Below are 24,282 nucleotides of genomic sequence, written 5' to 3' on the forward strand. Positions count from 1 at the left end.
GATCAGCCGCAGTGTGGTGACAGAATAACAGAATAAGGGGTCGACACAGTCTGGCGTACAGGAGAGGCTGAACCCGGGTCTTACATTGGTACTTTTTTCAGCATTTCCACGCCGACCTTACCGGCGGCGATTTCGCGCAGGGCGACGACGGTCGGCTTGTCTTTCGCTTCGACTTTCGGGGTATGGCCCTGCAGCAGCTGGCGTGCGCGATAGGTCGCGGCCAGGGTCAGCTGGAAGCGGTTAGGGATATTCTTGAGGCAATCTTCGATGGTGATGCGGGCCATGTGTAGCTCCTGAATAGACAATAAAGGTAGCGCCGCAGGGCGACGCTAGCGATTACTTTGGTTGTTGCGCGTGGATTCCCAGCTGGGCAAACAGCGAGGCGTTGCGGGCAGCCTGTTGGGCGAAGCGGCAACGTGTCGCCTGGACGATCGCCTGCAGTTGGGCCAAGGCGACGTTGAACTCTTCGTTGATGATAGCATATTCGAACTCGGGAGCGTGAGCGATCTCGCCTCCCGCGGCCAGCAAACGACGCGTGATGATGTGCGGTTCGTCGGTGCCGCGCTTGTGCAGGCGCTGCTCGAGCGCCTCGATCGACGGCGGCAGGATGAAAATGCCGGACGCATCGGGGAACTGCTTCTTCACCTGGCGCGCACCCTGCCAGTCGATTTCCAGCAGGATGTCGGTGCCGGTCTTCATTTTCTCTTCCACGGTCAGGCGGCTGGTGCCGTAGTAATTGCCGTGCACTTCGGCCCATTCCAGGAACTCGCCGCGGTCGGCGCGCGCAACAAAATCTTCGGCGGTCGTGAAATGGTATTCGCGGCCATCCTGCTCGCCCGGACGCGGCGGACGCGTGGTGGTCGAGATCGACAGCTGGATGCCCGGCTCCTGCGCCAGCAGCGCGTTGACCAGGGTCGATTTGCCGGCGCCGGAAGGGGCGGCGACGACGAACAGGCTGCCGGAGAAAGCGGTGGTGATCATAGGGTGGTTCCTTTGTTTCTAATCGCGATTGTTCATCATATAGCTGAACGCGTGGGCGGGAAACCCGCCCACCCTACAGGTTTGATATACCCGTAGGGTGGGCGGGTCCCCCGCCCACGCGTTCAAGCGGCCCGGGTATCCCCGCACCGCGTAGTCAAATAGTTATTACTCCAGGTTCTGCACCTGCTCCCGCATCTGCTCGATCAGGAGTTTGAGTTCCATCGACGCATCCGCCAGCTCTTTCACCGAGGCCTTGGCGCCCAGCGTATTCGCTTCGCGATTCAGTTCCTGCATCATGAAGTCGAGGCGCTTGCCGACCTGGCCGCCTTTTTTCAGGATGTGCCGGGTCTCGTTCAGGTGCGCCGACAGGCGCGACAATTCCTCGGACACGTCGATCCGGATGCCGTACAGGGTGACTTCCTGGCGAATCCGCTCGAACACTTCCTGGCGCGTCAGCGTCGATGGGTTGCCGTGGCCGGCCAGGCCCAGCGCGTCCTGCATGCGCTCGACCGCTTTTTGCTGGAACTGCGCAATGACTTGCGGGATCAGCGGCGTGATGCGCTTGACGATCGCTTCCATCGAATCGATCCGCGACTGCAGCATCTGCTCGAGGGCCGCGCCTTCGCGGCGGCGGCTGTCGACGAAGGCGGCGATGGTTTTGGCGGTGAGGGCGGCAACGTCGGCCTGGAGCGACTCCTGGCCGATATGCGATTCCTCGACCACGCCCGGCCAGCGCAGCAGTTCGGCCACCGACATCGGCTGCGCTTGCGCGAAGTGCTGCGAGACTTCCGCCTGCAGCCGTGCCAGGTCGGCCAGCAATTCCTGGTTCAGTGCCTGGGCGCCGCCGGCGACCTTGCGGCCGAAGGAGAGGCGCGCTTCGACCTTGCCGCGCGTGATCGCGGCCATGATGGCGGCGCGCAGGTCCGGTTCCAGCGCGCGCAATTCATCGTTGATACGGAACTGAAGATCGAGGAAGCGCGAATTGACGCTCTTGATTTCGATCGTCAGGGTGCCCGCCGCGCCTTCGCTGGTGGCCACCGCATAGCCTGTCATGCTAGAAATGCTCACTAAAGTCCCCGGTTTTTTATTCTTTACAAGTCCGACATTTATCCACACAATCGCCGTGTTATGCAAGGAACTCTTCAGTATGGCCGCACAAAATAACGCACCCTTGCCGGAAGGGCTGGAGATTGCGGGATATCGCATTGTAAAGAAAATCGCGTCTGGCGGGTTCAGTATTGTCTATCTTGCATATGATGCCGAGGGCAGTGCGGTCGCCATCAAGGAGTACCTGCCGAGCGCGCTAGCCTTGCGCCAGCCGGGCGAACTGGCGCCGGCCATCGCCAGGCCGAACCAGCCGCTGTTTCGCATCGGCCTGAAGTGCTTCTTCGAGGAGGGAAGGGCGCTGGCGCGCATCAACCATCCGAACGTGGTGCGCATCGTGAACTTCTTCCGCGCCAACGACACGGTGTACATGGTGATGGCCTACGAATCCGGCCAGTCGCTGCAGGAGCAGATTGCACGCGCGGTGGGTAAAGGCAGCCGCCTCGGCGAAGGGTTCATCCGTAAAACCTTCGACGGCGTCTGCCGCGGCCTGCGCGAAACCCATGCCAACAAGCTGCTGCACCTGGATTTGAAACCGGCGAACATCTACCTGCGCAGCGACGGTTCGCCCATCCTGCTCGACTTCGGCGCGGCGCGCCAGGCGATCAAGAGCGATGCGCCGATGCTCGCGCCCATGTACACGCCCGGTTTCGCGCCGCCCGACCTGTATGCGAAAGGCACGCCGCTCGGGCCCTGGTCCGACATCTACAGCCTCGGCGCCGCCATGTACGCCTGCATGACGGGCGTGCCGCCGCAAGCGGCCGACGCGCGCAGGCTCGAGGACAAGCTCGATGCGCAGTTCGACCAGCTGGCAGCCGGCTATTCGCCCGAGCTGCTGGCGATGGTGCGCGCCTGCCTCGCGCTCGACCCGATGGCGCGTCCGCAGAGCGTGTTCGCCGTGCAGAAGGTGCTGCAGGCGGCGCCGGCCAGGCCGCTCGCGGCCGAGCCCGAGGAAGTGGCCGCCCCCGCGCCCGGTGGACAAGGGGGGCTGCGGGGCCTGCTCGGGCGCATCGGCCTCAAGCGCGCCGGCGGCCAAGGCAAGTAGTCCCATTTACGAAGGCAACCAGGAGCCCACGATGCAGTTTTCCGTCTACCAGCACAGCCACATCGGGGGACGCAAGGTCAACCAGGACCGCATGGGCTACTGCTTCACGCGCGACGCGCTGCTGCTGGTGCTGGCCGACGGCATGGGCGGCCACCAGCATGGCGAGATCGCGGCGACCATCGCCATGCAGACCCTGTCGATGATGTTCCAGATGCAGGCCCGCCCCTATATCAGGAAACCCGAGCGCTTCCTCGAGGAGGCCTTGCAACAGGCGCACCGCGACATCCTCGCCTACACCGCGCGCCACCAGCTGCCGGAAAGCCCGCGCACCACGGTCGTGGCCTGCCTGGTGCAGCACAACTGCGCCGTCTGGGCCCACTGCGGCGACTCGCGCCTGTACTGGGTGCGGGGTAACCAGGTGCTGGCGCAGACGCGCGACCATTCCCACCTCGAATACCTGATCGCCAAGGGCCTGGCCAGTCCCGCCGAGCGCGCCACCCACCCCGACCGTAACAAGCTGTATAACTGCATCGGTGCATCCACGGCGCCGCGCATCGAGCTGTCGCGCCAGGCCAGCCTGGAAGCGGGCGACGTGCTGCTGCTCTGTTCCGACGGCTTATGGGCGATGGTGCCGGACGCCGAGATCGTGCAGAAGCTCGCCAGCCAGACCGTGGTGCAGGCGGTGCCGGAGCTCGTGTCGATGGCGGTGGCCATCGGCGGCCCGCGCGCCGACAACACGACCGCGCTGGCGATCAGCTGGCAGGGCGCCGATCATGCGGGGGCGAATGGCCCGGACGTGATCTCGACCGAGCTGCTGCCCGAGGACCAGGTCAGCAGCACGATCAGCAATGCCGCGGTTGCCCATGATGCCGATCCCTTCGACGAAGACGAAATCGAAAAGGCGATCGCCGAAATCAACCAGGCGATCGAAAAATCGTCCCAACTACTCAAATAACGAAAGCTCCCATGACCTTTGCATCCCGTCCAAGCGGCCGCGCCGTCGACCAGCTGCGCAGCATCCGCATCACCCGCCAGTACACGAAACACGCCGAAGGCTCGGTGCTGATCGAATGCGGCGACACCAGGGTGATCTGCACCGCCAGCATCGAAGAGAAGGTGCCGGGCTTCCTGAAGGGCAAAGGGCAGGGCTGGCTGACGGCCGAATACGGCATGCTGCCGCGTTCGACCCACACCCGCATGGACCGCGAAGCCGCGCGCGGCAAGCAGTCCGGCCGCACCCAGGAGATCCAGCGCCTGATCGGCCGCTCGCTGCGCGCCGCCTTCGATCTGGAAGCTTTTGGGGAGCGCACCCTGCACCTCGACTGCGACGTGATCCAGGCCGACGGCGGCACCCGCACCGCCTCGATCACCGGCGCCATGGTCGCCGCCTTCGACGCCTTCAATGCGCTGGTCGCGCGCGGCTTGCTGCCTGCCGTGCCAGTGAAGCATTTCGTGGCCGCGATCTCGGTCGGCGTCTACCAGGGCATGCCGGTGCTGGATCTCGATTACGTGGAAGATTCGGGCTGCGATACCGATATGAACGTTGTCATGACGGAAGCCGGCCACTTTATCGAAGTGCAGGGCACGGCCGAGGGCGTCGCCTTTGACCGCGCGGGCATGAACCGCCTGCTGGACCTGGCGCAGGGCGGAATCGCCGAGCTGGTGCGGCTGCAGAAAGGCGCGCTCGGCATCGTGTAGGGTGGGCACTCGTGCCCACGCGGTATCACCGTATGATTCGTGCCGGCGTGGCCGAAAATCGATGTGCGCGACGCATCTGCACGACCGCGTGGGTACAGGGTGCCCACCCTACGGGCTCGGCGAAGGGGGTAAAATACACCCTTCGTTTCTCCGCCAGCCCTCACCATGACCCAACGCCTCATCCTCGCCTCCAACAACGCCGGCAAACTGAAGGAATTCCAGCAAATCCTCGGCCCGATCGGCTTCACCCTGCACCCGCAAGGCGAATTCGACGTCCCGGAAGCCGAGGAGCCGCACGCGACCTTTGTCGAAAACGCACTCGAAAAGGCGCGCCATGCCGCCCGCCTGACCGGGCTGCCGGCGCTGGCCGACGACTCCGGCGTCTGCGTCAACGCGCTCGGCGGCGCACCGGGCGTGTATTCGGCGCGCTTCGCGGGCGAGCCGAAATCGGACGCGCGCAACAATGCCAGACTGGTGGCGGACCTGGCCGGCAAGGCGGATAAATCGGCCTATTACTACTGCGTGCTGGTCTACGTGCGCCATGCCGACGACCCGCAGCCGATCATCGCCGACGGCCGCTGGGACGGCGAAATCATCGACACGCCGCGCGGCGAGAACGGTTTTGGTTACGACCCCTACTTCCTGATTCCTTCGCTGGGCAAGACCACGGCCGAGCTGACCCCGGCCGAAAAGAACGCGCGATCGCACCGTGGCCAGGCCCTGCGCGCACTGGTCGAGAAACTGAAATGATCCCGATTAAAGTCGCAGGTACAACAGCGGGCGAGCCGCGTAATGCTGCCACCGCGGCCCTGCAATACCTGCAGCCGGGCGCACTGAACCTGACGGCCTTGCCGCCATTGTCGCTCTACATCCACTTCCCCTGGTGCGTGCGCAAGTGCCCCTACTGCGATTTCAATTCGCACGAAGCGAAGGGCGAACTGCCCGAGCAGGCATACCTGGACGCGGTGCGCCTCGACCTGGAGCAGTCGCTGCCCCTGATCTGGGGCCGCAAGATCCACACGGTCTTCATCGGCGGCGGCACCCCGAGCCTGATGTCGGCTGCGGGCCTGGACCGTTTGCTGTCCGACGTGCGCACGCTGCTGCCGCTGGAAATCAACGCCGAGATCACGATGGAGGCCAATCCCGGCACCTTCGAGATCGAAAAATTCCGCCACTACCGCGACAGCGGCGTGAACCGCCTGTCGATCGGCATCCAGAGTTTCAACGGCGAACACCTGAAATCGCTGGGCCGCATCCATGACGAGCGCGAAGCCCTGCGCGCGGTCGAGATCGCGACCTCGACGTTCGAGAATTTCAACCTCGACCTGATGTATGCGCTGCCTTCGCAGACCCTGGCCCAGGCCGAGCACGACATCAAAACCGCGCTCTCGTTCGCGCCGCCGCACCTGTCGCTGTATCACCTGACGATGGAACCGAACACGGTCTTCGCCAAGTACCCGCCCGCGCTGCCGGACGACGACACCAGCGCCGACATGCAGGACATGATCGCGGAGACGATGTCGGCCGCCGGCTACGACCACTACGAAGTGTCGGCCTACGCCCAGCCGGGCCGGCAGGCGCGCCACAATTTGAACTACTGGAATTTCGGCGACTACCTCGGCATCGGAGCCGGCGCGCACTCGAAGATCTCCTTCCCGCACCGCATCCTGCGCCAGGCCCGCTTCAAGCAGCCGGCGTCCTTCATGGAAGCGGCGAAGCGCGGCAATCCGGTCCAGGAAGAACACGAAATCGCCCGCGCCGACATGGGCTTCGAATTCATGCTCAACACCTTGCGCCTGACCGGCGGCTTCGACCCGAACCTGTTCGGCGAGCGCACCGGCATGAGCATCACCGCGATCAGCCGCGCCCTCGACGCCGCCGAAGCCAAGGGACTCATCACCCGCGACTTCAAGCTGATCCGCCCGACCGAACTCGGCCAGCGCTTCCTCAACGATTTGCAAGAAATGTTTTTGGGCGAGACGAAGTAGCTCGAAAAGCCGGGCCGATGCGGACGTGGCGCTGTTGCGTGTGCGGTCCATCGCTTGCAATCCTGCCAATAAGCCAGGCATGCTCACCTGCGTGCGCAGGCGCTTCGCCAGCTCCGGTGCGGCGGACGCGCCCCGCTGTGTTGACGCCATCACGATACGAAAACCGGCATGCGGGTGCCGGTTCTGTGTCATTTCTTGTTGATCCGATTTTCTGCCAAACGAGATTGTTTCGTGATGCAGCGCACGCGGCCCTTGTTGTAAGCAGACGCCGCCCTAGACTGAGATATCCGCAATGGGTAGCGTCCGCATTGCGGTAATCCTACGGCCCCGACATCACGCTGAACGGCGCGGCGCCCGGCCCGAAGACCTATCGTCGCTCTGCGAAGGAATGATCATGCGTCCCCTCTCCCTGTTACTTCCTGCCTCCCTGCTCGTGCTGGCCGCGAGCGCAAGTGCCCAGAACCTGCCGTATCCGCAAGCCGACTCTGTCCCGGCCTCGACCGTGCAGGTGACGGCGCCCATCAAGCCCGTGCTGCTCTTTGCCGATGAAGCCGAGAGGGTGGCCGGGAGCTATGCGATGTCGAACGGCTGGAGAATGCAGGTACGTACCGGTACGCGTCACATCGATGCGAAAATCGACAACCAGAAGCCGATCCGGCTGCTTGCGGTGTCGCCGGACAAATTCGTCTCGCGCGACGGCAACGTGACGATGGAATTCAACCAGGGGAGCTACGGCGACGACATGACGATGAGTTATGTGCCCGATCCGCGCCTGGCGCAGGTCGTCGTGCTGTCCTCGCGGATGGCGCAGCGCTGAGGTTTCGTTGCGGAGGCGCGCACATCACGCTTGCGCGCGCCCCGTCCGGCGCTCGAGGTACACCGGCGGATCCGGCGCGGATCAGGTATCGTTGCGACTCCAGCCAACGGAGTCCCCCATGTCCGACCCGATCCATTTCTACGAACCGCGCAACGGCCACGGCTTGCCGCACGACCCCTTCAACGCCATCGTCGGTCCGCGTCCGATCGGATGGATTTCCTCGCGCGGCAGCGCGGGCGTGCTCAATCTCGCGCCCTACAGCTTTTTCAATGCCTTCAACTATGTGCCGCCGATCATCGGCTTCGCCAGCATCGGCTACAAGGACACGGTGCGCAATATCGAAGAGACGGGCGAATTCGCATGGAGCCTGGTCACCCGTCCCCTGGCCGAGGCCATGAACCAGACCTGCGCGCCGGTGCCCCCGGAAACCGACGAATTCGTGCTGGCCGGATTGACGCCGGCCGACTCGCGCCTGATTTCGGTGCCGCGCGTGGCCGAGAGCCCGGTGTCCTTCGAATGCCGCCTGTCCCAGATCCTGCAGCTGGAAACCGCCGCCGGCGCCCAGGTGCCGACCTGGCTGGTGCTGGGCGAAGTCGTCGGCGTGCATATCGCGCAGTCGCAGCTGAAGGAGGGGATCTACGACACCGCCGCGGCCGGGCACGTGCTGCGCGGCGGCGGGCCGGCTGACTATTTTTCGGTCGACGCCACCCAGCATTTCCGCATGTTCCGACCGAGGTAATCGGCTCGGCGGCATAAAAAACCGGGGCACGTGCCCCGGTTTGCGTTGTGCAACGGCGCCGTAAAATCAGCGCGCCGCCTGTGCCGTTGACGCCTGTTCGCTCCAGCCGCCGCCGAGCACGCGGTACAGCGTGACCTGGTTCTGCAGGCGCTGCAAATTCGCCTGCACCGCCAGCTGCTGCGCCTGGAACAGCGAACGCTGGGCGTCCAGCAGGTCCAGGTAGCTGGCCGCGCCGTTGCGGTAGCGCAGGTCGGACAGGTTGTAGCGGTCCTGCTCGGCGAGCGCCACGGCGCGCTGGGCGCGCAGCTGTTCGCTGAAGGTCGCCTGGCCGGCCAGCGCATCCGCCACTTCGCGGAACGCGGTCTGGATCGACTTCTCGTACTGGGCCACGGCGATGTCGCGGCCCGCCTTGGATGCGTCGACGCCGGCCCGGATGCGGCCCAGGTCGAAGATCGGCAGCACGGCCTGCGGTGCGAAGGTCCAGCCGAAGGAACCGCTCTTGAACAGGCCCGACAGTTCCGTACTCGCGCTGCCCACGGAGCCGGTCAGCGAGATGCGCGGGAAGTAGTTCGCGCGCGCCGCGCCGATGTTGGCATTCGCCGCGATCAGCTGCTGCTCGGCCGCACGGATGTCGGGACGGGCGGCCAGCAGGTCGGACGGCATGCCGGCCGGCAGGTCGGGCAGTTCGGTGGCGGCCAGGGTAGTGGCCGGCGCCAGGTTTTCAGGAAGCGGCTGGCCCACCAGCAGGGTCAGCAGGTTCGCGTCCTGGGCGCGCTGGCGCTGGAACTGCGCATAGGTCGCGCGCGCCGTTTCCACCAGCGAGACCGATTGCTGCAGTTCGAGCTTGGAGACGACGCCGTTCTCGAAACGCAGGCGCGTCAGCCGGTCGGACTCTTCGCGCGTCTTGAGGGTCTGCTCGGTAATCGCCAGCAGTTCCTCGTCGGCCAGCATCGTCAGGTAGGTGTTGGCCACCTGGGCGATGAGGCTGATCTGCGTCGTCTTGCGCGCTTCCTCGGTGGCGAGGAATTGCGCCAGCGCCGCTTCCGACAAGTTGCGCACGCGGCCGAACAGATCGAGTTCGAAGGCCGAGACGCCGAAGCCGGCCTGGTAGACGCTCGAAATCGGCTTGTCTTCGCCCGTCGTCTGGCGGTTGCCGTTGACGATGGCCGAGACGGTCGGCACGCGGTCGGCGCGCGTGATGCGGTACTGGGCGCGTGCCTGCTCGATGTTCAGGATCGCCACGCGCAGGTCGCGGTTGTTCGCCAGCGACAGCCCGATCAGCTGGCGCAGGCGCGCGTCGGCGAAGAAGCGCTGCCATTCCAGGTTGCTCGGGGCTTCCGTGGTCGCCGTCGGCAGCGTGGTGCCGCCGGTCTTCGGCAGTTCAGGGAAGGCCTGGGCCACCGGGGCCGCCGGACGCTCATACTTCGGCGCCAGCGACATGCAGCCTGCCAGCGCCATCGACAGCGCGAGCGGAGTAACGATGAGTTTGAGCGCTTTTTCCAGTGTCTTCATTTAGATTTTTTCCTCGATAACCTTGCTGGTGTCTTCTTCGTGGGCGTACTTCTTGCGCTGGCGTTCGCTGCCCTTGAAGATCTTGCGCACCACGACAAAGAACATAGGGACGAACAGCACGCCCAGCGTCGACGCCGTCATCATGCCGCCCATCACGCCGGTACCGATCGCGCGCTGCGAGGCCGAACCGGCGCCGCCTGCGATCACCAGCGGCAGCACGCCGAGGATGAAGGCCAGCGAAGTCATGATGATCGGACGGAAGCGCAGGTGCGCCGCCTCGATCGCCGCTTCCATCGGCGAGCGTCCCTGCGCCTGCAGGTCTTTCGCGAACTCGATGATCAGCACCGCGTTCTTCGCCGCCAGGCCGATGATGGTCACCAGGCCGATCTTGAAGTACACGTCGTTCGGATAGCTGCGCAGCATCGCCGCCAGCACCGCGCCGAGGATACCAAACGGGACGACCAGCAGTACCGCCACCGGGATCGACCAGCTTTCATACAGGGCCGCCAGGGCCAGGAAGATCGCCAGCAGCGAGAAGGCCATCAGGATGCCCATCGTGCCGCCGGAGAGCTGTTCCTCGCGCGACTGGCCGGTCCACTCGAAGGCGAAGCCGGGCGGCAGCTTGGCTGCCAGGGCTTCCATCTCGGCCAGCGCGTCGCCGGTCGAATAGCCCGGCTTGGCGTCGCCCGAGATGCTCATCGCCGGATAGCCGTTGTAGCGCAGGGTCTGCATCGGGCCGGTCACCCACTTGGTCGACGCGAACGAGGACAGCGGCACCGGGTTGCCCTGCACGTTCATGGCGTTCAGGCGCAGCAGGTCGTCCGGCTGCATGCGGTCCTTCGCATCGGCCTGCACCACCACGCGCTGCAGGCGGCCGGCGTTCGGGAAGTCGTTCACATAGCTCGAACCGAGCGAGGTCGAGATCGCGGTGTTGATCGCGTCGAAGGTCACGCCCAGCGCCTGGGCCTTGTCGCGGTCGATGTCGAGCATCAGCTGCGGCGCGTCTTCCAGGCCTTCCGGACGCACGCCGGTCAGGATCTTGCTTTGCGATGCCATGCCGAGCAGCTGGTTACGGGCTGCCAGCAGGGCGTTGTGGCCGTTGCCGCCGCGGTCCTGCAGGCGGAAGCTGAAGCCCGTGCCGCGGCCCAGTTCCGGGATCGGCGGCGGGCTCAATGCGAAGATGAATGCGTCGCGAACGCCCGACAGGCCGCCGATGATGCGGCCGGCAACTGCCTGCGCGCTCGAGCCTTCGCCTTTACGCTCGCTCCAGTCCTTGAGCGGAATGAAGGCCAGCGCCATGTTCTGGCCGGAGCCCGAGAACGAGAAGCCCAGCACGCTGACCATGTTCGCCACTTCCGGCTGCTTCATGATGAAGGCTTCGGCGGTCCGCATCACTTCGTTGGTACGCTCGACCGTCGCACCCGGCGGCAGCTGGATGTTGGCGATCACATAGCCCTGGTCTTCGTTCGGCAGGAAGGAGTTCGGCAGGCGCGTGAACAGCAGCGTCACCAGGCCGATCACCAGCACGAAGGCGACCAGCGCGCGGCCCGAGCCGCGGATCAGCTTGCCGACCCAGCCCTCATAGCCCTTGGCGGTACGCGCGAAGCGGCGGTTGAACCAGCCGAAGAAACCCTTCTTCTCGTGGTGGTGGCCGGCTTCGACGGGTTTGAGCAGGTGCGCGCACAGGGCCGGCGTCAGCGACAGCGCCAGGAAGGCCGAGAAGGCGATCGAGGACACCATGACGACCGAGAACTGGCGGTAGATGTTACCGACCGCGCCGGCGAAGAAGGCCAGCGGCACGAACACCGACATCAGGACCACGGTCACGCCGATGATGGCGCCCGAGATCTGGCCCATGGCCTTGCGGGTCGCCTGCAGCGGCGGCAGGCCTTCTTCGGACATGATGCGCTCGACGTTCTCGACGACCACGATCGCATCGTCGACGACGATACCAATCACGAGCACCATGCCGAACATGGTCAGCACGTTGATCGAATAGCCCAGCGCCAATAATGTGCCGAGCGAACCCAGAAGAGCCACCGGAACCACGATGGTCGGGATGATCGTATAGCGGAAGTTCTGCAGGAAGAGATACATCACCAGGAACACCAGCACCAGCGCTTCAACCAGGGTGTGCACCACCTGCTCGATCGAGATGTCGATGAATTTCGAGCTGTCGAACGGCACGGTGGCCTTCATCCCCTTCGGGAAGAATTTCGACAGTTCGTCCACGCGCTGGCGTACCAGGCGTGCCGTTTCCAGCGCATTGCCCGACGGCGCCAGCTGCACGCCGATGCCGGTGGAGGGCTTGCCGTTCAGGCGTGCCGATGGGCTGTAGGCCTGGGCGCCGAGCTCGATGCGGGCCACGTCGCGCAGGCGCACGGTCGAGCCGTCCGGATTCGCGCGCAGCACGATGTTGCCGAACTGTTCGACGGTCGAGAGCTGGCCGGTCACGACCACGGTCGCGGTGATTTCCTGGCCTCGCGCCAGCGGCAGGTCGCCGATGGTACCGGAGGCCACCTGGGCGTTCTGGCTGCGGATCGCGTTGTTGACGTCGGCCGGCGACAGGCGGAAGCCCACCAGCTTGGCCGGATCGACCCAGATGCGCATGGCGCGCTCGGTACCGAACAGCTGCGCGGTACCGACGCCCTTGATGCGCTGGATTTCAGGCAGCACGGTGCGCGACGCGTAGTCGCCCAGCGCGACCGGGTCCCACTTCGGATCGTCCGAGGAGAGGATGGTAAACAGCAGGAAGTTCGCGCGCACCTTGTCGACGCGCACGCCCTGCTGGTTCACCGCCGCCGGCAGGCGTGGCGCCGCGCGCGACAGGCGGTTCTGGACGTCCACCTGGGCCAGTTCCGGATTGGTGCCGGTTTCAAAAGTCAGGGTGATCGAGCCGCTGCCGTTGGCGGTGCTGCTCGACTCCATGTAGACGAGGCCGGGCGAGCCGTTCATCTCGCGTTCGATGACGGAGATGACCGAGTCTTCCAGGGTCTGTGCCGACGCGCCCGGATAGGCGGCATTGATCACGATCGATGGCGGGGCCACGTTCGGATACTGGGCGATCGGCAGCTGGGTGATCGAGACCGCGCCGACCACCATGATAAACAGCGCGATCACCCAGGCGAAAATAGGGCGGTCAATAAAGAAACGTGCCATTGCAATAGTCCTGTTCTGTGCCTGGAGTGCTTAGCGGGTCGACGCCGTGGCAGGCGCCGCGCCGGCGGTGGAACCCGACGGCGCCGAAGCAGGCAGCGGACGCGCCGTCGCGGCGGCGGCCTGGCCGGCACTGGTGGCAGATGGCGCAGCTGCTGGTGCGGCTGGCGCCGAACCAGCAGCTGCCGTGGTCTGCGTGCTCGCCTGCCATGGCACTGCCTTGACCGGCGTACCCGGCGGCAGCATCTGCAGCTTCTGGAAGCCGTCGACCATCACCCGTTCGCCTTCCTTCAGGCCTTCGGTGACGACCCAGTTCGAGCCTTGCCCCGATGCGATCTTGACGGTGCGCGGCGTCGGCTTGTTGTCGGCGCCGACGACCATCAGGGTGTCGCCCTGGGCGCCGCCGCGGGTAACGGCCTGCTGCGGCACGACGATGCCGTTCGGCAGCTGGGCCTGGGCGATGCGCACGCGTACGTACTGGCCCGGCAACAGGGCGTTATCCTGGTTCGGCACCGTCGCGCGCAGCGTGACCTGGGCCGTGCCCGGATCGACGGTCACGTCCGAGAACAGCAGCTTGCCGCGGGTCGGCAGTTCGCTGCCGTCGTCGAGAAGCACGGTGACGGACGCGTCTTTCGCGCCGCCACCGGCCTGCTTGCGCAGGCGCTGCACTTCAGCCGCCGACTGGGTGATGTTCAGGTACATCGAGTCGGTCTGCTGGATCAGCGCCATTTGCGTCGCCTCGGCGGCGGACACCAGCGCGCCTTCGGTCACCAGCGCGCGGCCGATGCGGCCCGAGATCGGCGCATTGACGTTGGCGTAGCCGGAATTGATCTGGGCAATGCGCACCTGGGCGCGCGAAGCGGCCACGGCCGCCTCCGCCTGCTTCTGCGCGGCGACCGCATTGGTATACTCCTGCTTGCTGATCGCGTTGGCCTCGACCAGCGGCTTGTAGCGCTCGGCCTGGGCAGTCGCCTGGGTCAGCGTGGCCTGGGCACGGCCGAGGTCGGCCTGGGTGGCAGCCAGTTGTGCCTGGTACGGAGCCGGGTCGATCTGGAATAGCGACTGTCCTTCCTTGACCATGCCGCCCTCGGTGAACAGGCGCTTGAGCACGACGCCGTTGACGCGGGCGCGCACCTGGGCCACGCGGACCGGCTCGGCACGGGCCGGCAGTTCGGTCTGCAGGGCGACCGTTTCGAATTTGGTGGTGATGACGCCGACTTCGGGCGCGGGCATCTTGGCGCCGGCGCCAGGACCGGCCTGGGCTTCGTCTTTCTTGCCGCAGGCCGACAGCAGGGTCACGGCCATCAGCGTGCAGGCGGCGATCCGGGTGAGGGTCAGGTGAGAGGAGTGGGCAGAGCGCATTACGTGCTTCCTTCTGGTTTTTTGGAAAAGATGCACCCGCCCCAGAACCTCACAGGTCCCGCACACGGTTGCATCACTGGCTTTTACGGACTTTTTTATATACTATCACGAGTGTATGTTTAACGTGCAGGACCACCAAAAAACGGAGAAGACATGGCCCGCAGGACAAAAGAAGAAGCAGCGGCCACACGCGACAGCATTTTGGATGCTGCGGAGAAATTATTTGTTGAGCAAGGAGTCTCGCGAACGACCTTGCAGCATATCGCAACCCAGGCCGGTGTGACGCGCGGCGCGATTTATTGGCATTTCGACGACAAGGGCGCGCTCTTCAACGCCATGATGGAAAGGGTGACGCTGCCCTTCGAGTGTGCGCTGAGCAGCCTGGGGAAGTCGGATGCGACGACCGTGCTGGCCGACCTGCGCCAGTATTTCATTGAGATCTTCCGCGTGACGGAAACCAACCCGCAAGCCCGCCGGGTGCTCGAGATCGCCTCCTTGAAAGTCGAGTTCGTCAGCGAAATGGACGCCGTGCGCGTGCGCCGCCGCCAGAGCAAGGGGGAAATGATGGAGCAGGTGGTCGAGCGCCTCAAGCTGGCCCAGGCCGGGGGGCAGATCAGGGCTGACGTCGATCCGCAGCTGCTGGCGACCGGGCTATGGGCCCTGATGGATGGATTGATCCGCAACTGGATGTTCGAACCGACCTCGTTCAGCCTGATCGACCTGGGCGGCAACATGATCGGCACCATGCTCGACGGGATCCGCACCCGCTGACTTTGGCACGACCGCGTCGGCGCGGCCGGTGCACGCGTGGGCTCCGGAGCCCACCCTGCGTTACACATCGGCCAACGATCAAGATAGACGTCGGCAGCGGCGCACCGTAGGGTGGGCACTTGTGTCCACGCGGTACGGCATCAGCCTGGGGCATGCGCGTGTCCTGGCCGCAGCGCTTGCAAACCAATGATTCCGCACCGGCGAAAAAACAAACGCCGGCATTGCGCCGGCGTCCTCATCGACTCCAAGCCTGGCGGCTGGAGATCAACGCATCTCTTCGATCATCTTCTTGAGCTTCTTCGAATCGGCGACGAAGGCGCGAATGCCCTCGGCCAGCTTCTCGGTGCCCATCGCGTCTTCGTTGAGCATGAAGCGGAACGATTTCTCGTCGACCGCGATCTTCTCGACCGGGGCGTCGCTTTCCTGGCTCAGCTTGCGCTCGACCGGCGCATCGCTGTCGGCCAGCTTCTGCAGCAGGTCCGGCGAGATGGTCAGCAGGTCGCAACCGGCCAGCTCCAGGATCTGCGAGGTGTTGCGGAAGCTCGCGCCCATGACTTCGGTCTTGTAGCCATAGGCACGGTAGTACTGGTAAATGCGCTTGACCGACTGCACGCCCGGATCGTCGGCGCCCTGGTAGTCGGTGCCGCTCGATTTCTTGTACCAGTCGTAGATGCGGCCGACGAAAGGCGAAATCAGCTGCACGCCCGCTTCGGCGCAGGCAACCGCCTGGCACAGCGAGAACAGCAGGGTCAGGTTGCAGTGGATGCCGTCCTTTTCCAGGATCTCGGCGGCGCGGATGCCTTCCCAGGTCGAGGCAATCTTGATCAGCACGCGCTCGCGCGGGACGCCGGCCGCTTCGTACAGCGCGATCAGCTCGCGGCCCTTGGCGACGGTCGCTTCGGTATCGAAGGAGAGGGCGGCGTCGATCTCGGTCGACACGCGGCCCGGCACGAATTTCAGGATCTCGACGCCGAAGGCGATCAGGAGGCGATCGACGATCTCTTCGGTCGAGCCGCCGTTCGATTCGGCTACCGCCTTCTGCAGCAGCGGCAGGTATTCCGGCTTCTGCACGGCTTTCAGGATCAGCGACGGATTCGTCGTCGCATCCTGCGGCGCATAGGCTTTGATGGACTGGAAATCGCCGGTATCGGCGACGACCGTGGTGTATTGCTTCAGTTGTTCAAGTTGGTTCATATAATTTGCCTAAATTGTAATACTGCCAAAGTCGTAGGGTGGGCACTCCGTGCCCACGCGGTACGGCGCCTGCACAGTCGAAACGCCTGTTCAGCAGTCCGTCGCGTCGATGAAGGCGGCAATCATCGCCTCCAGTCCAGCCCGATCCTCATCCGAGAACCGATCCAGCACCGGACTATCGATATCAAACACCCCGACCAGCTTGCCATCCTTGATCACCGGCAGCACGATCTCCGAGTTCGAGGCCGAATCGCAGGCGATATGCCCCGGAAACGCATGCACGTCCGGCACCACGATGGTCTTGCGCTCGACGGCAGTGGTGCCGCAGACGCCGCGCCCGAACGGAATGCGCGCGCAGGCCGGCTTGCCCTGGAAGGGCCCGACCAGCAGATCCTGGCCTTCTCCCTTTTTCGACGGTACGGTCAAGTAAAAGCCGGCCCAGTTCAGGTCGGCGAGGGTGTCGTAGACGAGCGCGGAAAACTGGGAAGCGTTCGCGGTCAGGTCGCGTTCGCCCTCCAGCACGCTGACTACCTGGCGTACCAGCAGGTCGTAATCGGGACGGGTGCTGCGTTCTGGATTGATGTGCATGGACGGGTCGTGGAGCTGGACGAAAACCGCTATTTTACAGCCAGCACGCCTGACCTTGTACTGGCTTGGGATATACCGCGCATCGCATTGCCATATCCCGGCCCGGGCTGGGCGCTCCGGCGCGAGCGCTGTTACCCATGTAGCAATTCGAAGTGCAGCGCCACGAACGCGAAGTCGTCATGCAGCTCCAGATGCGGCAAACAGCGCACGTGCACCTTCCGGAATTCCTCCGCGCTGGCAAAGGTCTCGCCGCGCCACACGGCTTCCGGTATGTCTCCGAAGCGGATGATCTCCACCTTGGTCGCGCGGATGGTGCAGCGCAGGCGTCCGCGCAAGTCGAACACGTCGATGATGTCGCCCGCGGCGTAGCCGCCGTCGCCGAGTTCACCATAGCCCTTGTAGTAATCCTCGACCGTGTCGGCGGTGACGGTCTTGCGGCCCGCGATCACGTCGCGCACCAGGCTGTCGTCGTCGGCGTCGGCGCCCCAGAACGTCAGCTTTTTTCGTCCGCTCACGGCATCACCGCAGTGCTGTCCGCCACCGCGCGCTCCAGGTCCTCGAGCGAGGCCGGTTTGGTCAGGTGCAGGTCGAAGCCGGCGCCGGCCGCGCGTTCGACGTCGGCCTTCTGGCCGTAGCCGGTCAGCGCCACCAGCCGCGGCGCGCCGCCCAGTCGGCGGATTGCGGCGGCGAGCGCATAGCCATCCATGTCGGGCAGGCCGATGTCGAGGATGGCGACCTCTGGCCGGTGGCGTGCGCACAGCGCCAGCGCGGCCGCCGCCGTGTGCGCGACCTGCACCGTGTGGCCGAACTGTTCCAGGATCTGCGCCGTCGTCGCAGCCGCGTCGACATTGTCGTCGACAACCAGCACCTGCCTGCCGCTGGTGGCCTGCACCGGTTCCGCTGCCGGCAGCGGCGCCTGGGCGTCGATCAGCGGCAGCTCGACGACGAAGCGGCTGCCCGTACCGGGACCGTCGCTGTGCGCCCACACGCGCCCGCCATGCAGTTCGACGATCTTGCGCACGATGGCCAGGCCCAGTCCCAGGCCGCCCGTGATGCGGGCCACCTGTTGCGGCGCCTGGTAAAACGGCTCGAACACGCGCGCCAGCAGTTCCGGCCCCATGCCGATGCCGTCGTCGCTTACCTCCAGGCGCGCCGTATGCCCGTCGGCGCGCAGGACGACGCGGGTCGCGCCCTCGCCGAAGCGCTCGGCGTTCGACAGCAGGTTGTTCAGTACCTGCGCCAGGCGGCTCTCGTCGCCCTGCACCCAGAGCGTGTCCGGCACCGTCAGCTCGACCGGCCGTCCCGGGCGGCTGGTGGCGGTGTGATACACCACGTCGGCCAGGTTCAGCGGGCGCAGGTCGAGCTGCATCTTGCCGGAGGTGATCCGTGACACGTCGAGCAGGTCATCCACCAGGCGTTTCAGGTGGTTCACCTGGCGCCGCATGATGGTGCGTTCGCGCAGGCTGGCGCCGTCGGCGCGCAGGTCCATCAGGTCGAGCGAGGCGACGATCGGGCTCAATGGGTTGCGCAGTTCGTGCCCGAGCACGGCGAGGAATTCGTCCTTCACCAGGCTGGCGCCGCGGCTGGCGGACAGGGCTTCTTCGAGCGAGGCGAGCAGGCGCGAGCGCTCCTGCTCGTGCCGCGCGTGCTGCGCGGCGGCGGCCTCCAGCGCCCGGCCCATGAGCGCAACCTCGCGGATGCGCGAGGGCGCGACCTCGACCTGCTTGCCGGCGCCGAGGGCGGCGGCCCCGCGTTCGAGGTTGGCGAAGCTGCGCGCGATGCGGGTCGAGAGCAGGGAAGCGATGCCGATGCAGGCCAGCAGCGAGGCCGCCAGGCCCCAGCCGTACAGGGTGATGCCCTTCAGTGAAACGGGGCCGATGGCGGGCTTCGGCACGCTCACCGCCACCGTCCAGCCATGACGCGATATCCGCGTGAAGGCGCTGCTCATGCTTGCGCCATCGAGGTTGACGGTGTCGCCGGTGCCCTCGACTCCCTTGTCGCGCATGAGCTTTGCCAGCCCGGGACCGGGCGCGGTGGCGACCCGCTTGTCCTGTTCTTTCGAGCGCGCCACGATGGAGCCGAAGGCGTCGATGATGGAGATGATGGAATCGGCGGGTGCCTGCTGGCGCTTGACGACGCCCAGGATGCGGTCGGGCTTGATGACGGCGGTCAGCGCATACAGCCGGCCCGCCTCGTCGCGGATCGGCACCCGCACCGGGAAGGCCACGCGGCCGCGCTGGCCGCGCGTGACTTGCCCGACCAGGGGCCGCTGCACGGCGAGCAGCTGGCGCAGGCTTTCGGGATCGGTTATGTGGCCCGCGGCCGCGCCGTAGGGATCGGTGGTGCGAAACAGGATGTTGCCCTTGGCATCGGCCAGGATGATCGCCAGCCACTCGGGCTGGGCCTTGACCTGGTCGCGCGCGATATCGTAGAAGGACCGCAGGTCGCCGGCGCCGATGGCCGGCGAACGCGCCAGGCTGGCCAGCGTCGCGATCGAACCGTCGAGTTCCGCATCGACCGCGCTCGACAGGGCCCGCGCCACGTCGAGCATGGCCCGGTCCTGTTCGCGCTGCTGGTACTGGCTGGCCGTGTGGACCGACCACAGGCCCAATAGGGCCAGCGGCAGCAGGCTGATCCCGCTGAGCAGGACCAGCAGTCGACGCAAGGAGAGGGCCAAACCAGGGGACGACCGCATGACATGACTTTTTGGTAAAAAGGCATTATACGGTCAAAGCAGGGCCTGGCTTTCCTCAGGCACCGGGGGAATATCTGTTTACAGCGGCGGCAGCGCAGGCCCGCCGGCGCAAAGGCCGGGGGCCGCAGGGCATCGTCATTGCGGCGATGGGCTGCTCATGAGCCGTTCACCGAGCGCACGCAGCAGGCTGGCGCCATCGCCGTGCCAGGCGCTGCCGTGCATGCATGCCAGGGTGCCGGGCGATTCGGCGGCCAGGTGTTCGATCAGCTGCCGCGTATTGGTCGAATGCGAAAAATAATCCATGGGCTGGCGAAATGCTTCGCTGTTCTCCAGGATGTCGTCGCCGGTCAATGCGGCGACACCCGTGCCGCCCTGGGTGAACAGATCGCCGCAGAACAGCGTTTTGGTCCGGGTATCCATCAGGAAGCCCGTTTCCCAGCCATGGGGCAAATGCGGTGCGTCGAGCCACTTGACCGCACGTTTGCCCAGCACGAGCTCGGTGCCGTCGCCCATTGCGTGGGCGGGCCGGTCCGCGAAATCGTTGACCGAGACCATGGCCGCCACCCGGCTACACAAGGGAACGGATTGCGGAGCGGCCGCCAGCCACTCGTTGATCGAACCGCATTCATCCGCTTCGAAATGCGAGAGGGCAATGAACCGCAGTTGGGTGACGGGAATGACGCTTTCGACCGCCTCCCTCACCAGGGGAAACATCTTTCTCGGCCCTGTATGAAACAGAAGCGGCTGGTCATCCACGACCAGGTACTGGTTGAATGAAAACCCGCCCGGTACCAGGCCCACCGGCGTATTGATGCGATAGACGCCGTCGGCGATCTCATGAACATTGGTACCGGCAGCTACATTGGTAATGGCCATTTCAAGCTCCAGGCAAAGACGACAAGCGTGTTCAGGCCGGGACGGCGACCGGCTCGACCGGCGCCGACAGCTGCCGGATAATCGCTGCCTGGTCGAGCCAGACATTTTCGCGCCTGATCCTGCCGTCTGCGGCGACTTCGAAAATGTGCAGGATCCGGAAACTGAGCGGCCTGCCGTGGCCGGGAATGCCCATCGGGTTGCCGACGGCCCGCCCGTGCCAGATACTCTCGTCCACGACGAAGTCTTCCCCGTACAGGCGCTTGACGGGCGTTACCTTTTCGCCCGCAAGGTCTGCGAACATCTGGTCATAGAATGCCCGCGCTGCCTGCTTGTCGCGCGAGACGCCGGCCGGCCAGCCCACCAGGTCGTGGGTGAGATCGTCTACCAGCGTGGACAGCACACCGTCGACATCGTCCTCCGCCTCATAGCGGAAATGCCGGTCGATCAGTGAATCGAATTGAGATTGTGTCAACACAGCCATGATTTTTTCCTGAATATGTGTAGAAAAGCCTCGTTTGGCTATAATAAACAGGTGTCTCATATGAGACGCCTGTCTTATTTTTAGACCATGCCAAACCAAACGTCAAGCGCCATCCAGCCGCCTTCCACGGTATCGCGCACCAATCTCCAGGCGGGGCGGGCCAGCCAGAAACAGCGCACTTACCAGGCGCTGCTCGATGCCGCACTCGTTTTAAGCGAGGCCGGGCAGCAGCCGACGCTGCAGGACATCGCCAGGAAGGCCATGGTGTCGCGCGCCACCGCCTACCGCTACTTTCCTTCGGTCGATGCACTCATCCATGAAGCCTATTTTGGGCGCGGCGTCGTCCCGCTCGATGAAGTGATGGCGCCCGGCGCCGAGCCGGTGCAGGCGGCCGGGCGCGCTGCCGACGCCATGAACCGGCTGCTGCTGGGGGACGAGGCGGGGGTGCATATCGTCGAGCGCGCCTTCATGCAGATGTGGCTGGACAATGCCTCGGAGGAGCGGCCCGCACGGATGGCAAGGCGGATGAACTACATCGATCCGATTGTGGCCAGTCTCGCCGACCGGCTCGATGACGCCGCCAGGTCGCGCTTGCGCACGGCCCTGGCGATGACGATGGGGACGGAAGCGATATTGGCGATGCGCGACGTTGCGGGCGCATCGAGGGAAGAGGCCGTGGCCGCGAGCATCTGGGCGGCCCAGTCGCTGGTACGCCAGGCACTGGCCGAAGCAGGCCGCTAAGTACCCTGCCTAGCCGATGAACGAATCGAACTGCATGTCGAATTCCTGCAGCGCCTTCTGCGCGTTCTGCATCTTCTTGCGGAATTCCGGCCCACGCTGCAGCGCCAGGCCCACGGCCAGCACGTCGATCACGACCAGGTAGGCCAGGCGCGCAGAGATCGGCGTGTAGGGGTCGATGTTAAACACCAGGTCGATCGGAATCAGCACGGACGCCATGTCCGCCAGCGGGGTGCCCGACGGCGCCAGCACGATCACGTCGGCCCCGCCGCGGCGCGCCAGTTTGGCGGAGCGCACCAGCTGCGGATTGTTACCGCGCTGCGAGATCGCCACCACCGCATCGCCTTCGCGCAGCAGGGCGGCCGCGATCGAATGGATCGCCGGGTCGGCGTAAGCGACGGTGGGCACGCCCGAGCGGAAGAATTTGTGCTGGGCGTCGGCGGCGACGATGCCGGACGTGCCCTGGCCGTAGAACTCGATTTTCTTGGCACGCGACAGGATGTCGAGCGCCTTTTGCACCGACTCGGCATTCAGGTTGTTGCGCAGGTCGAGCAGGGTGTTGATCGAGCGGCTGCAGATTTTGTTCACCAGGTCCGCCGCGAGATCGTCCTGGGCCGGCTGCTCGTTCGCGCTCGGCAAAGCCAGCGCCAGTCCCTGCGCCAGTTTCAGCTTGAACTCGTGCCAGCCGTCGTAACCGAGCGTGCGGCAAAAGCGCACGACGGTCGGCTCCGACACTTGCGCGCTCTTCGCCAGCGCCGTGATGTTCTGGCTGACGGTGGCGGCGGGCGCTTCCAGCACGGCCAGCGCGACTTTTCTCTCGGACTTCGAGAGCGAATCGAGCTGGGTGCGGATCGAGTCGAGCAGCATCGGGTCAGTCCTCGGGTAGCGCTTCTTCGCGCCACTGCAGGCCGTCGCGGCCGATCAGGGCGGAGGATGCGGCAGGGCCCCAGGTGCCGGAGGCATACGGCACCGGCGCGGTGTCGTCCTGCTCCCAGTGGTCGAGGATGGGCTCGACCCATTCCCAGGCCGCTTCCAGCTCGTCGCCGCGCATGAACAGGGTCAGCTGGCCGCGCAGGACGTCGAGCAGCAGGCGCTCGTAGGCTTCCATGCGCGGCGCCTTGAACTGCTCGCGGAAATCGAGTTCGAGTTCCGCCTGCTTCAAACGCATGGAATCGCCCGGGGTCTTCGCCATCAGGTTCAGCGACAAACCCTCGTCCGGCTGCAGGCGGATCACCAGGCTGTTCGGCTGGAAGCTCGACGTCGGCTGATTGAAAATCGAATGCGGGATCTGTTTAAAACGCACGACGATCTCGGCCAGGCGGTCGGCCATGCGCTTGCCGGTGCGCAGGTAGAAGGGCACGCCTGCCCAGCGCCAGGTGTCGATCTCGGCCTTCATGGCGACGAAGGTCTCGGTTTTCGACTGCTTCGGTGCATCCGGCTCGTCGCGGTAGCTCGGCACGGCCTTGCCGTCCACGAAACCGCCGCGGTACTGGCCGCGCACGATGTTTTGCGCCAGCGTGGTCGGCGTGAAGCGTTTCAGCGAACGCAGCACCTGCAGCTTGGCGTCGCGCACGGCGTCCGGGGAAATCGAGGTCGGCGGCTCCATCGCGACGATGCACAGCAGTTGCAGCAGGTGGTTCTGCAGCATGTCGCGCAGGGCGCCCGAGTTGTCGTAGTAGCCGAGGCGGTTGCCCACGCCGATCTTCTCGGCGATCGTGATCTGCACGTCGGAGATCCATTCGCGGCGCCACAATGGCTCGAACAGGACGTTCCCGAAGCGCAGCGCCAGCAGGTTCTGTACGGTCTCCTTGCCGAGGTAGTGGTCGATCCGGTAGATCTGCGATTCGGCGAAGACCTTGCCCACATCAAGGTTGATCTGCTTGGCGGATTCCAGGTCGCGCCCGAGCGGCTTTTCCAGCACCACGCGCGAGCTTGGGGTCGCCAGGCCGGTGGCGGCCAGGTTGTCGCAGATCTGGGCGAACAGGTGGGGCGGGGTGGCCAGGTAGTAGACGCGCGTGATCGCGTCGTCCTTGCGGAGGACTTCGACCAGCGGGCCGAAGGTATCGGCGTCGGTGGCGTCCAGGTCGATATACGTGATGCGCTCGAGGAAGTGCTGCCACTTGTTCTCGTCGACGCTGTCCTGGTCCTTGATGTGCTGCTTCGAGTGGCTGTCGACGAAGTTCAGGAATTCGTCCTGCGGCATCTTGTCGCGGCCCACGCAGATGATGCGTGCGCTGGCGGGCAGGTCGCTGGCGACATCGCGTGCATACATTGCAGGCAGCAGCTTGCGCATTGCAAGGTCGCCGCTGCCACCAAAGAGGACGAGGTCGAAATCGGAAATTGCCATAGTGTGGTCAGTCGCAGATAGTGAGAAGGGCAGTGCATGTAAATTTACTACATGAATATGCTCTTGGCAAGAAACTCTACTACGTGAATGCGGTTTATGGTGCCACAAGCGTGGCGAACGGCGCGTTCGCGTAGGGTGGGCGGCTCCACCATGCCGCCTGATCAGCGAAGAGATTTGCGCCGCCCACGCG

Annotated in this window: 23 protein-coding genes; 9 read left to right on the forward strand and 14 right to left on the reverse strand. The window is 65.1% G+C overall.

Annotated elements, in window-relative coordinates; genetic code table 11:
* Positions 1-80: 80 nt before the first annotated feature.
* From rpoZ to LPB04_RS11310, 3 genes are all read right to left on the reverse strand, one after another.
* Complete coding sequence (gene rpoZ / locus LPB04_RS11300) at positions 81-284, reverse strand: DNA-directed RNA polymerase subunit omega (protein ID WP_193688750.1); 204 nt, start codon at positions 282-284, stop codon at positions 81-83.
* Positions 285-336: 52 nt separating this feature from the next.
* Positions 337-981, reverse strand: coding sequence for a guanylate kinase (gene gmk, locus LPB04_RS11305; RefSeq protein WP_193688751.1), 645 nt, complete (start codon positions 979-981; stop codon positions 337-339).
* 165 nt (positions 982-1,146) lie between these two features.
* Complete coding sequence (locus LPB04_RS11310; protein WP_193688752.1) at positions 1,147-2,034, reverse strand: YicC/YloC family endoribonuclease; 888 nt, start codon at positions 2,032-2,034, stop codon at positions 1,147-1,149.
* A 94-nt stretch (positions 2,035-2,128) separates the two neighbouring features.
* Between LPB04_RS11310 and LPB04_RS11315 the strand changes: the two genes are divergently transcribed.
* The 7 genes from LPB04_RS11315 to LPB04_RS11345 all read left to right on the forward strand — a co-directional run bounded on the left by LPB04_RS11315 (position 2,129) and on the right by LPB04_RS11345 (position 8,372).
* A complete protein-coding gene (locus LPB04_RS11315; protein WP_193688753.1) occupies positions 2,129-3,130 on the forward strand; it encodes a serine/threonine-protein kinase in 1,002 nt (333 codons plus the stop codon).
* Between the two features lie 31 nt (positions 3,131-3,161).
* Entirely contained in the window at positions 3,162-4,085 is a 924-nt protein-coding gene (locus LPB04_RS11320) for a PP2C family protein-serine/threonine phosphatase (RefSeq protein WP_193688754.1), read from the forward strand.
* Positions 4,086-4,096: 11 nt separating this feature from the next.
* Positions 4,097-4,828 carry a ribonuclease PH gene (gene rph, locus LPB04_RS11325; protein WP_193688755.1) on the forward strand — a complete coding sequence of 244 codons (732 nt, stop codon included), beginning with the start codon at positions 4,097-4,099 and terminating at the stop codon, positions 4,826-4,828.
* Positions 4,829-4,993: 165 nt separating this feature from the next.
* Positions 4,994-5,578: an RdgB/HAM1 family non-canonical purine NTP pyrophosphatase gene (gene rdgB / locus LPB04_RS11330; protein ID WP_193688756.1), complete on the forward strand. Its 585-nt coding sequence runs from the start codon at positions 4,994-4,996 to the stop codon at positions 5,576-5,578.
* A complete protein-coding gene (gene hemW / locus LPB04_RS11335; protein WP_193688757.1) occupies positions 5,575-6,816 on the forward strand; it encodes a radical SAM family heme chaperone HemW in 1,242 nt (413 codons plus the stop codon). Before rdgB ends, hemW begins: the two co-directional genes overlap by 4 nt.
* A 394-nt stretch (positions 6,817-7,210) precedes the next feature.
* Positions 7,211-7,633, forward strand: coding sequence for a hypothetical protein (locus LPB04_RS11340; protein ID WP_193688758.1), 423 nt, complete (start codon positions 7,211-7,213; stop codon positions 7,631-7,633).
* 118 nt (positions 7,634-7,751) lie between these two features.
* Positions 7,752-8,372: a flavin reductase family protein gene (locus LPB04_RS11345; RefSeq protein WP_193688759.1), complete on the forward strand. Its 621-nt coding sequence runs from the start codon at positions 7,752-7,754 to the stop codon at positions 8,370-8,372.
* Between the two features lie 66 nt (positions 8,373-8,438).
* Here the strand turns inward: LPB04_RS11345 and LPB04_RS11350 are convergent, their stop codons facing one another.
* The 3 genes from LPB04_RS11350 to LPB04_RS11360 are packed head-to-tail and all read right to left on the reverse strand — an operon-like array spanning position 8,439 to position 14,402.
* Positions 8,439-9,884 carry an efflux transporter outer membrane subunit gene (locus tag LPB04_RS11350; RefSeq protein WP_193688760.1) on the reverse strand — a complete coding sequence of 482 codons (1,446 nt, stop codon included), beginning with the start codon at positions 9,882-9,884 and terminating at the stop codon, positions 8,439-8,441.
* Entirely contained in the window at positions 9,885-13,043 is a 3,159-nt protein-coding gene (locus LPB04_RS11355) for an efflux RND transporter permease subunit (RefSeq protein WP_193688761.1), read from the reverse strand.
* A gap of 30 nt (positions 13,044-13,073) precedes the next feature.
* Positions 13,074-14,402 carry an efflux RND transporter periplasmic adaptor subunit gene (locus LPB04_RS11360; protein WP_193688762.1) on the reverse strand — a complete coding sequence of 443 codons (1,329 nt, stop codon included), beginning with the start codon at positions 14,400-14,402 and terminating at the stop codon, positions 13,074-13,076.
* 252 nt (positions 14,403-14,654) lie between these two features.
* Here LPB04_RS11360 and LPB04_RS11365 point away from each other — a divergent pair, with 252 nt between their 5' ends.
* Positions 14,655-15,173, forward strand: coding sequence for a TetR family transcriptional regulator (locus tag LPB04_RS11365; RefSeq protein ID WP_407943891.1), 519 nt, complete (start codon positions 14,655-14,657; stop codon positions 15,171-15,173).
* A 264-nt stretch (positions 15,174-15,437) separates the two neighbouring features.
* Here the strand turns inward: LPB04_RS11365 and tal are convergent, their stop codons facing one another.
* The 6 genes from tal to LPB04_RS11395 form a co-directional block, all read right to left on the reverse strand.
* A complete protein-coding gene (gene tal, locus LPB04_RS11370; RefSeq protein WP_193688764.1) occupies positions 15,438-16,367 on the reverse strand; it encodes a transaldolase in 930 nt (309 codons plus the stop codon).
* A gap of 90 nt (positions 16,368-16,457) precedes the next feature.
* Positions 16,458-16,955, reverse strand: coding sequence for a GAF domain-containing protein (locus tag LPB04_RS11375; protein WP_193688765.1), 498 nt, complete (start codon positions 16,953-16,955; stop codon positions 16,458-16,460).
* A 131-nt stretch (positions 16,956-17,086) separates the two neighbouring features.
* Positions 17,087-17,470: an ASCH domain-containing protein gene (locus LPB04_RS11380; RefSeq protein WP_227496714.1), complete on the reverse strand. Its 384-nt coding sequence runs from the start codon at positions 17,468-17,470 to the stop codon at positions 17,087-17,089.
* Positions 17,467-19,620 (reverse strand): hybrid sensor histidine kinase/response regulator, encoded by a 2,154-nt coding sequence (locus LPB04_RS11385; protein WP_227496715.1) that lies wholly within the window; start codon positions 19,618-19,620, stop codon positions 17,467-17,469. The genes LPB04_RS11380 and LPB04_RS11385 overlap by 4 nt, the downstream gene beginning before the upstream one ends.
* Before the next feature lie 165 nt (positions 19,621-19,785).
* A complete protein-coding gene (locus LPB04_RS11390; RefSeq protein WP_193688767.1) occupies positions 19,786-20,526 on the reverse strand; it encodes an oxygen-binding di-iron domain-containing protein in 741 nt (246 codons plus the stop codon).
* A 31-nt stretch (positions 20,527-20,557) separates the two neighbouring features.
* Positions 20,558-21,067 (reverse strand): ester cyclase, encoded by a 510-nt coding sequence (locus LPB04_RS11395; protein ID WP_227496716.1) that lies wholly within the window; start codon positions 21,065-21,067, stop codon positions 20,558-20,560.
* Between the two features lie 27 nt (positions 21,068-21,094).
* Between LPB04_RS11395 and LPB04_RS11400 the strand changes: the two genes are divergently transcribed.
* Positions 21,095-21,748, forward strand: a complete 654-nt coding sequence (locus LPB04_RS11400; protein WP_193688768.1) for a TetR/AcrR family transcriptional regulator — start codon at positions 21,095-21,097, stop codon at positions 21,746-21,748.
* A 9-nt stretch (positions 21,749-21,757) separates the two neighbouring features.
* On the opposite strand, the gene LPB04_RS11405 is transcribed toward LPB04_RS11400, so the two are convergent.
* On the reverse strand, positions 21,758-22,612 hold the full coding sequence (locus LPB04_RS11405) for an SIS domain-containing protein (RefSeq protein WP_193688769.1): 855 nt from the start codon (positions 22,610-22,612) through the stop codon (positions 21,758-21,760).
* A gap of 4 nt (positions 22,613-22,616) precedes the next feature.
* Entirely contained in the window at positions 22,617-24,092 is a 1,476-nt protein-coding gene (gene zwf, locus LPB04_RS11410; protein ID WP_193688770.1) for a glucose-6-phosphate dehydrogenase, read from the reverse strand.
* Between the last annotated feature and the right edge of the window lie 190 nt (positions 24,093-24,282).

Origin of the sequence: Massilia litorea (assembly GCF_015101885.1) — a bacterium.
Lineage (GTDB): Bacteria > Pseudomonadota > Gammaproteobacteria > Burkholderiales > Burkholderiaceae_D > Telluria > Telluria litorea.

What these genes read in the sequence shown, in the direction of transcription:
- LPB04_RS11310 (WP_193688752.1), bottom strand. Translation starts at nt 2,034, where the DNA reads ATGACAGGCTATGCGGTGGCCACCAGCGAAGGCGCGGCGGGCACCCTG.
- LPB04_RS11355 (WP_193688761.1), bottom strand. Translation starts at nt 13,043, where the DNA reads ATGGCACGTTTCTTTATTGACCGCCCTATTTTCGCCTGGGTGATCGCG.
- rdgB (WP_193688756.1), top strand. Translation starts at nt 4,994, where the DNA reads ATGACCCAACGCCTCATCCTCGCCTCCAACAACGCCGGCAAACTGAAG.
- LPB04_RS11345 (WP_193688759.1), top strand. Translation starts at nt 7,752, where the DNA reads ATGTCCGACCCGATCCATTTCTACGAACCGCGCAACGGCCACGGCTTG.
- hemW (WP_193688757.1), top strand. Translation starts at nt 5,575, where the DNA reads ATGATCCCGATTAAAGTCGCAGGTACAACAGCGGGCGAGCCGCGTAAT.
- LPB04_RS11360 (WP_193688762.1), bottom strand. Translation starts at nt 14,402, where the DNA reads ATGCGCTCTGCCCACTCCTCTCACCTGACCCTCACCCGGATCGCCGCC.
- zwf (WP_193688770.1), bottom strand. Translation starts at nt 24,092, where the DNA reads ATGGCAATTTCCGATTTCGACCTCGTCCTCTTTGGTGGCAGCGGCGAC.
- LPB04_RS11350 (WP_193688760.1), bottom strand. Translation starts at nt 9,884, where the DNA reads ATGAAGACACTGGAAAAAGCGCTCAAACTCATCGTTACTCCGCTCGCG.
- LPB04_RS11395 (WP_227496716.1), bottom strand. Translation starts at nt 21,067, where the DNA reads ATGAGACACCTGTTTATTATAGCCAAACGAGGCTTTTCTACACATATT.
- gmk (WP_193688751.1), bottom strand. Translation starts at nt 981, where the DNA reads ATGATCACCACCGCTTTCTCCGGCAGCCTGTTCGTCGTCGCCGCCCCT.
- LPB04_RS11405 (WP_193688769.1), bottom strand. Translation starts at nt 22,612, where the DNA reads ATGCTGCTCGACTCGATCCGCACCCAGCTCGATTCGCTCTCGAAGTCC.
- LPB04_RS11320 (WP_193688754.1), top strand. Translation starts at nt 3,162, where the DNA reads ATGCAGTTTTCCGTCTACCAGCACAGCCACATCGGGGGACGCAAGGTC.
- LPB04_RS11315 (WP_193688753.1), top strand. Translation starts at nt 2,129, where the DNA reads ATGGCCGCACAAAATAACGCACCCTTGCCGGAAGGGCTGGAGATTGCG.
- LPB04_RS11340 (WP_193688758.1), top strand. Translation starts at nt 7,211, where the DNA reads ATGCGTCCCCTCTCCCTGTTACTTCCTGCCTCCCTGCTCGTGCTGGCC.
- rph (WP_193688755.1), top strand. Translation starts at nt 4,097, where the DNA reads ATGACCTTTGCATCCCGTCCAAGCGGCCGCGCCGTCGACCAGCTGCGC.
- LPB04_RS11390 (WP_193688767.1), bottom strand. Translation starts at nt 20,526, where the DNA reads ATGGCCATTACCAATGTAGCTGCCGGTACCAATGTTCATGAGATCGCC.
- tal (WP_193688764.1), bottom strand. Translation starts at nt 16,367, where the DNA reads ATGAACCAACTTGAACAACTGAAGCAATACACCACGGTCGTCGCCGAT.
- LPB04_RS11375 (WP_193688765.1), bottom strand. Translation starts at nt 16,955, where the DNA reads ATGCACATCAATCCAGAACGCAGCACCCGTCCCGATTACGACCTGCTG.
- rpoZ (WP_193688750.1), bottom strand. Translation starts at nt 284, where the DNA reads ATGGCCCGCATCACCATCGAAGATTGCCTCAAGAATATCCCTAACCGC.
- LPB04_RS11400 (WP_193688768.1), top strand. Translation starts at nt 21,095, where the DNA reads ATGCCAAACCAAACGTCAAGCGCCATCCAGCCGCCTTCCACGGTATCG.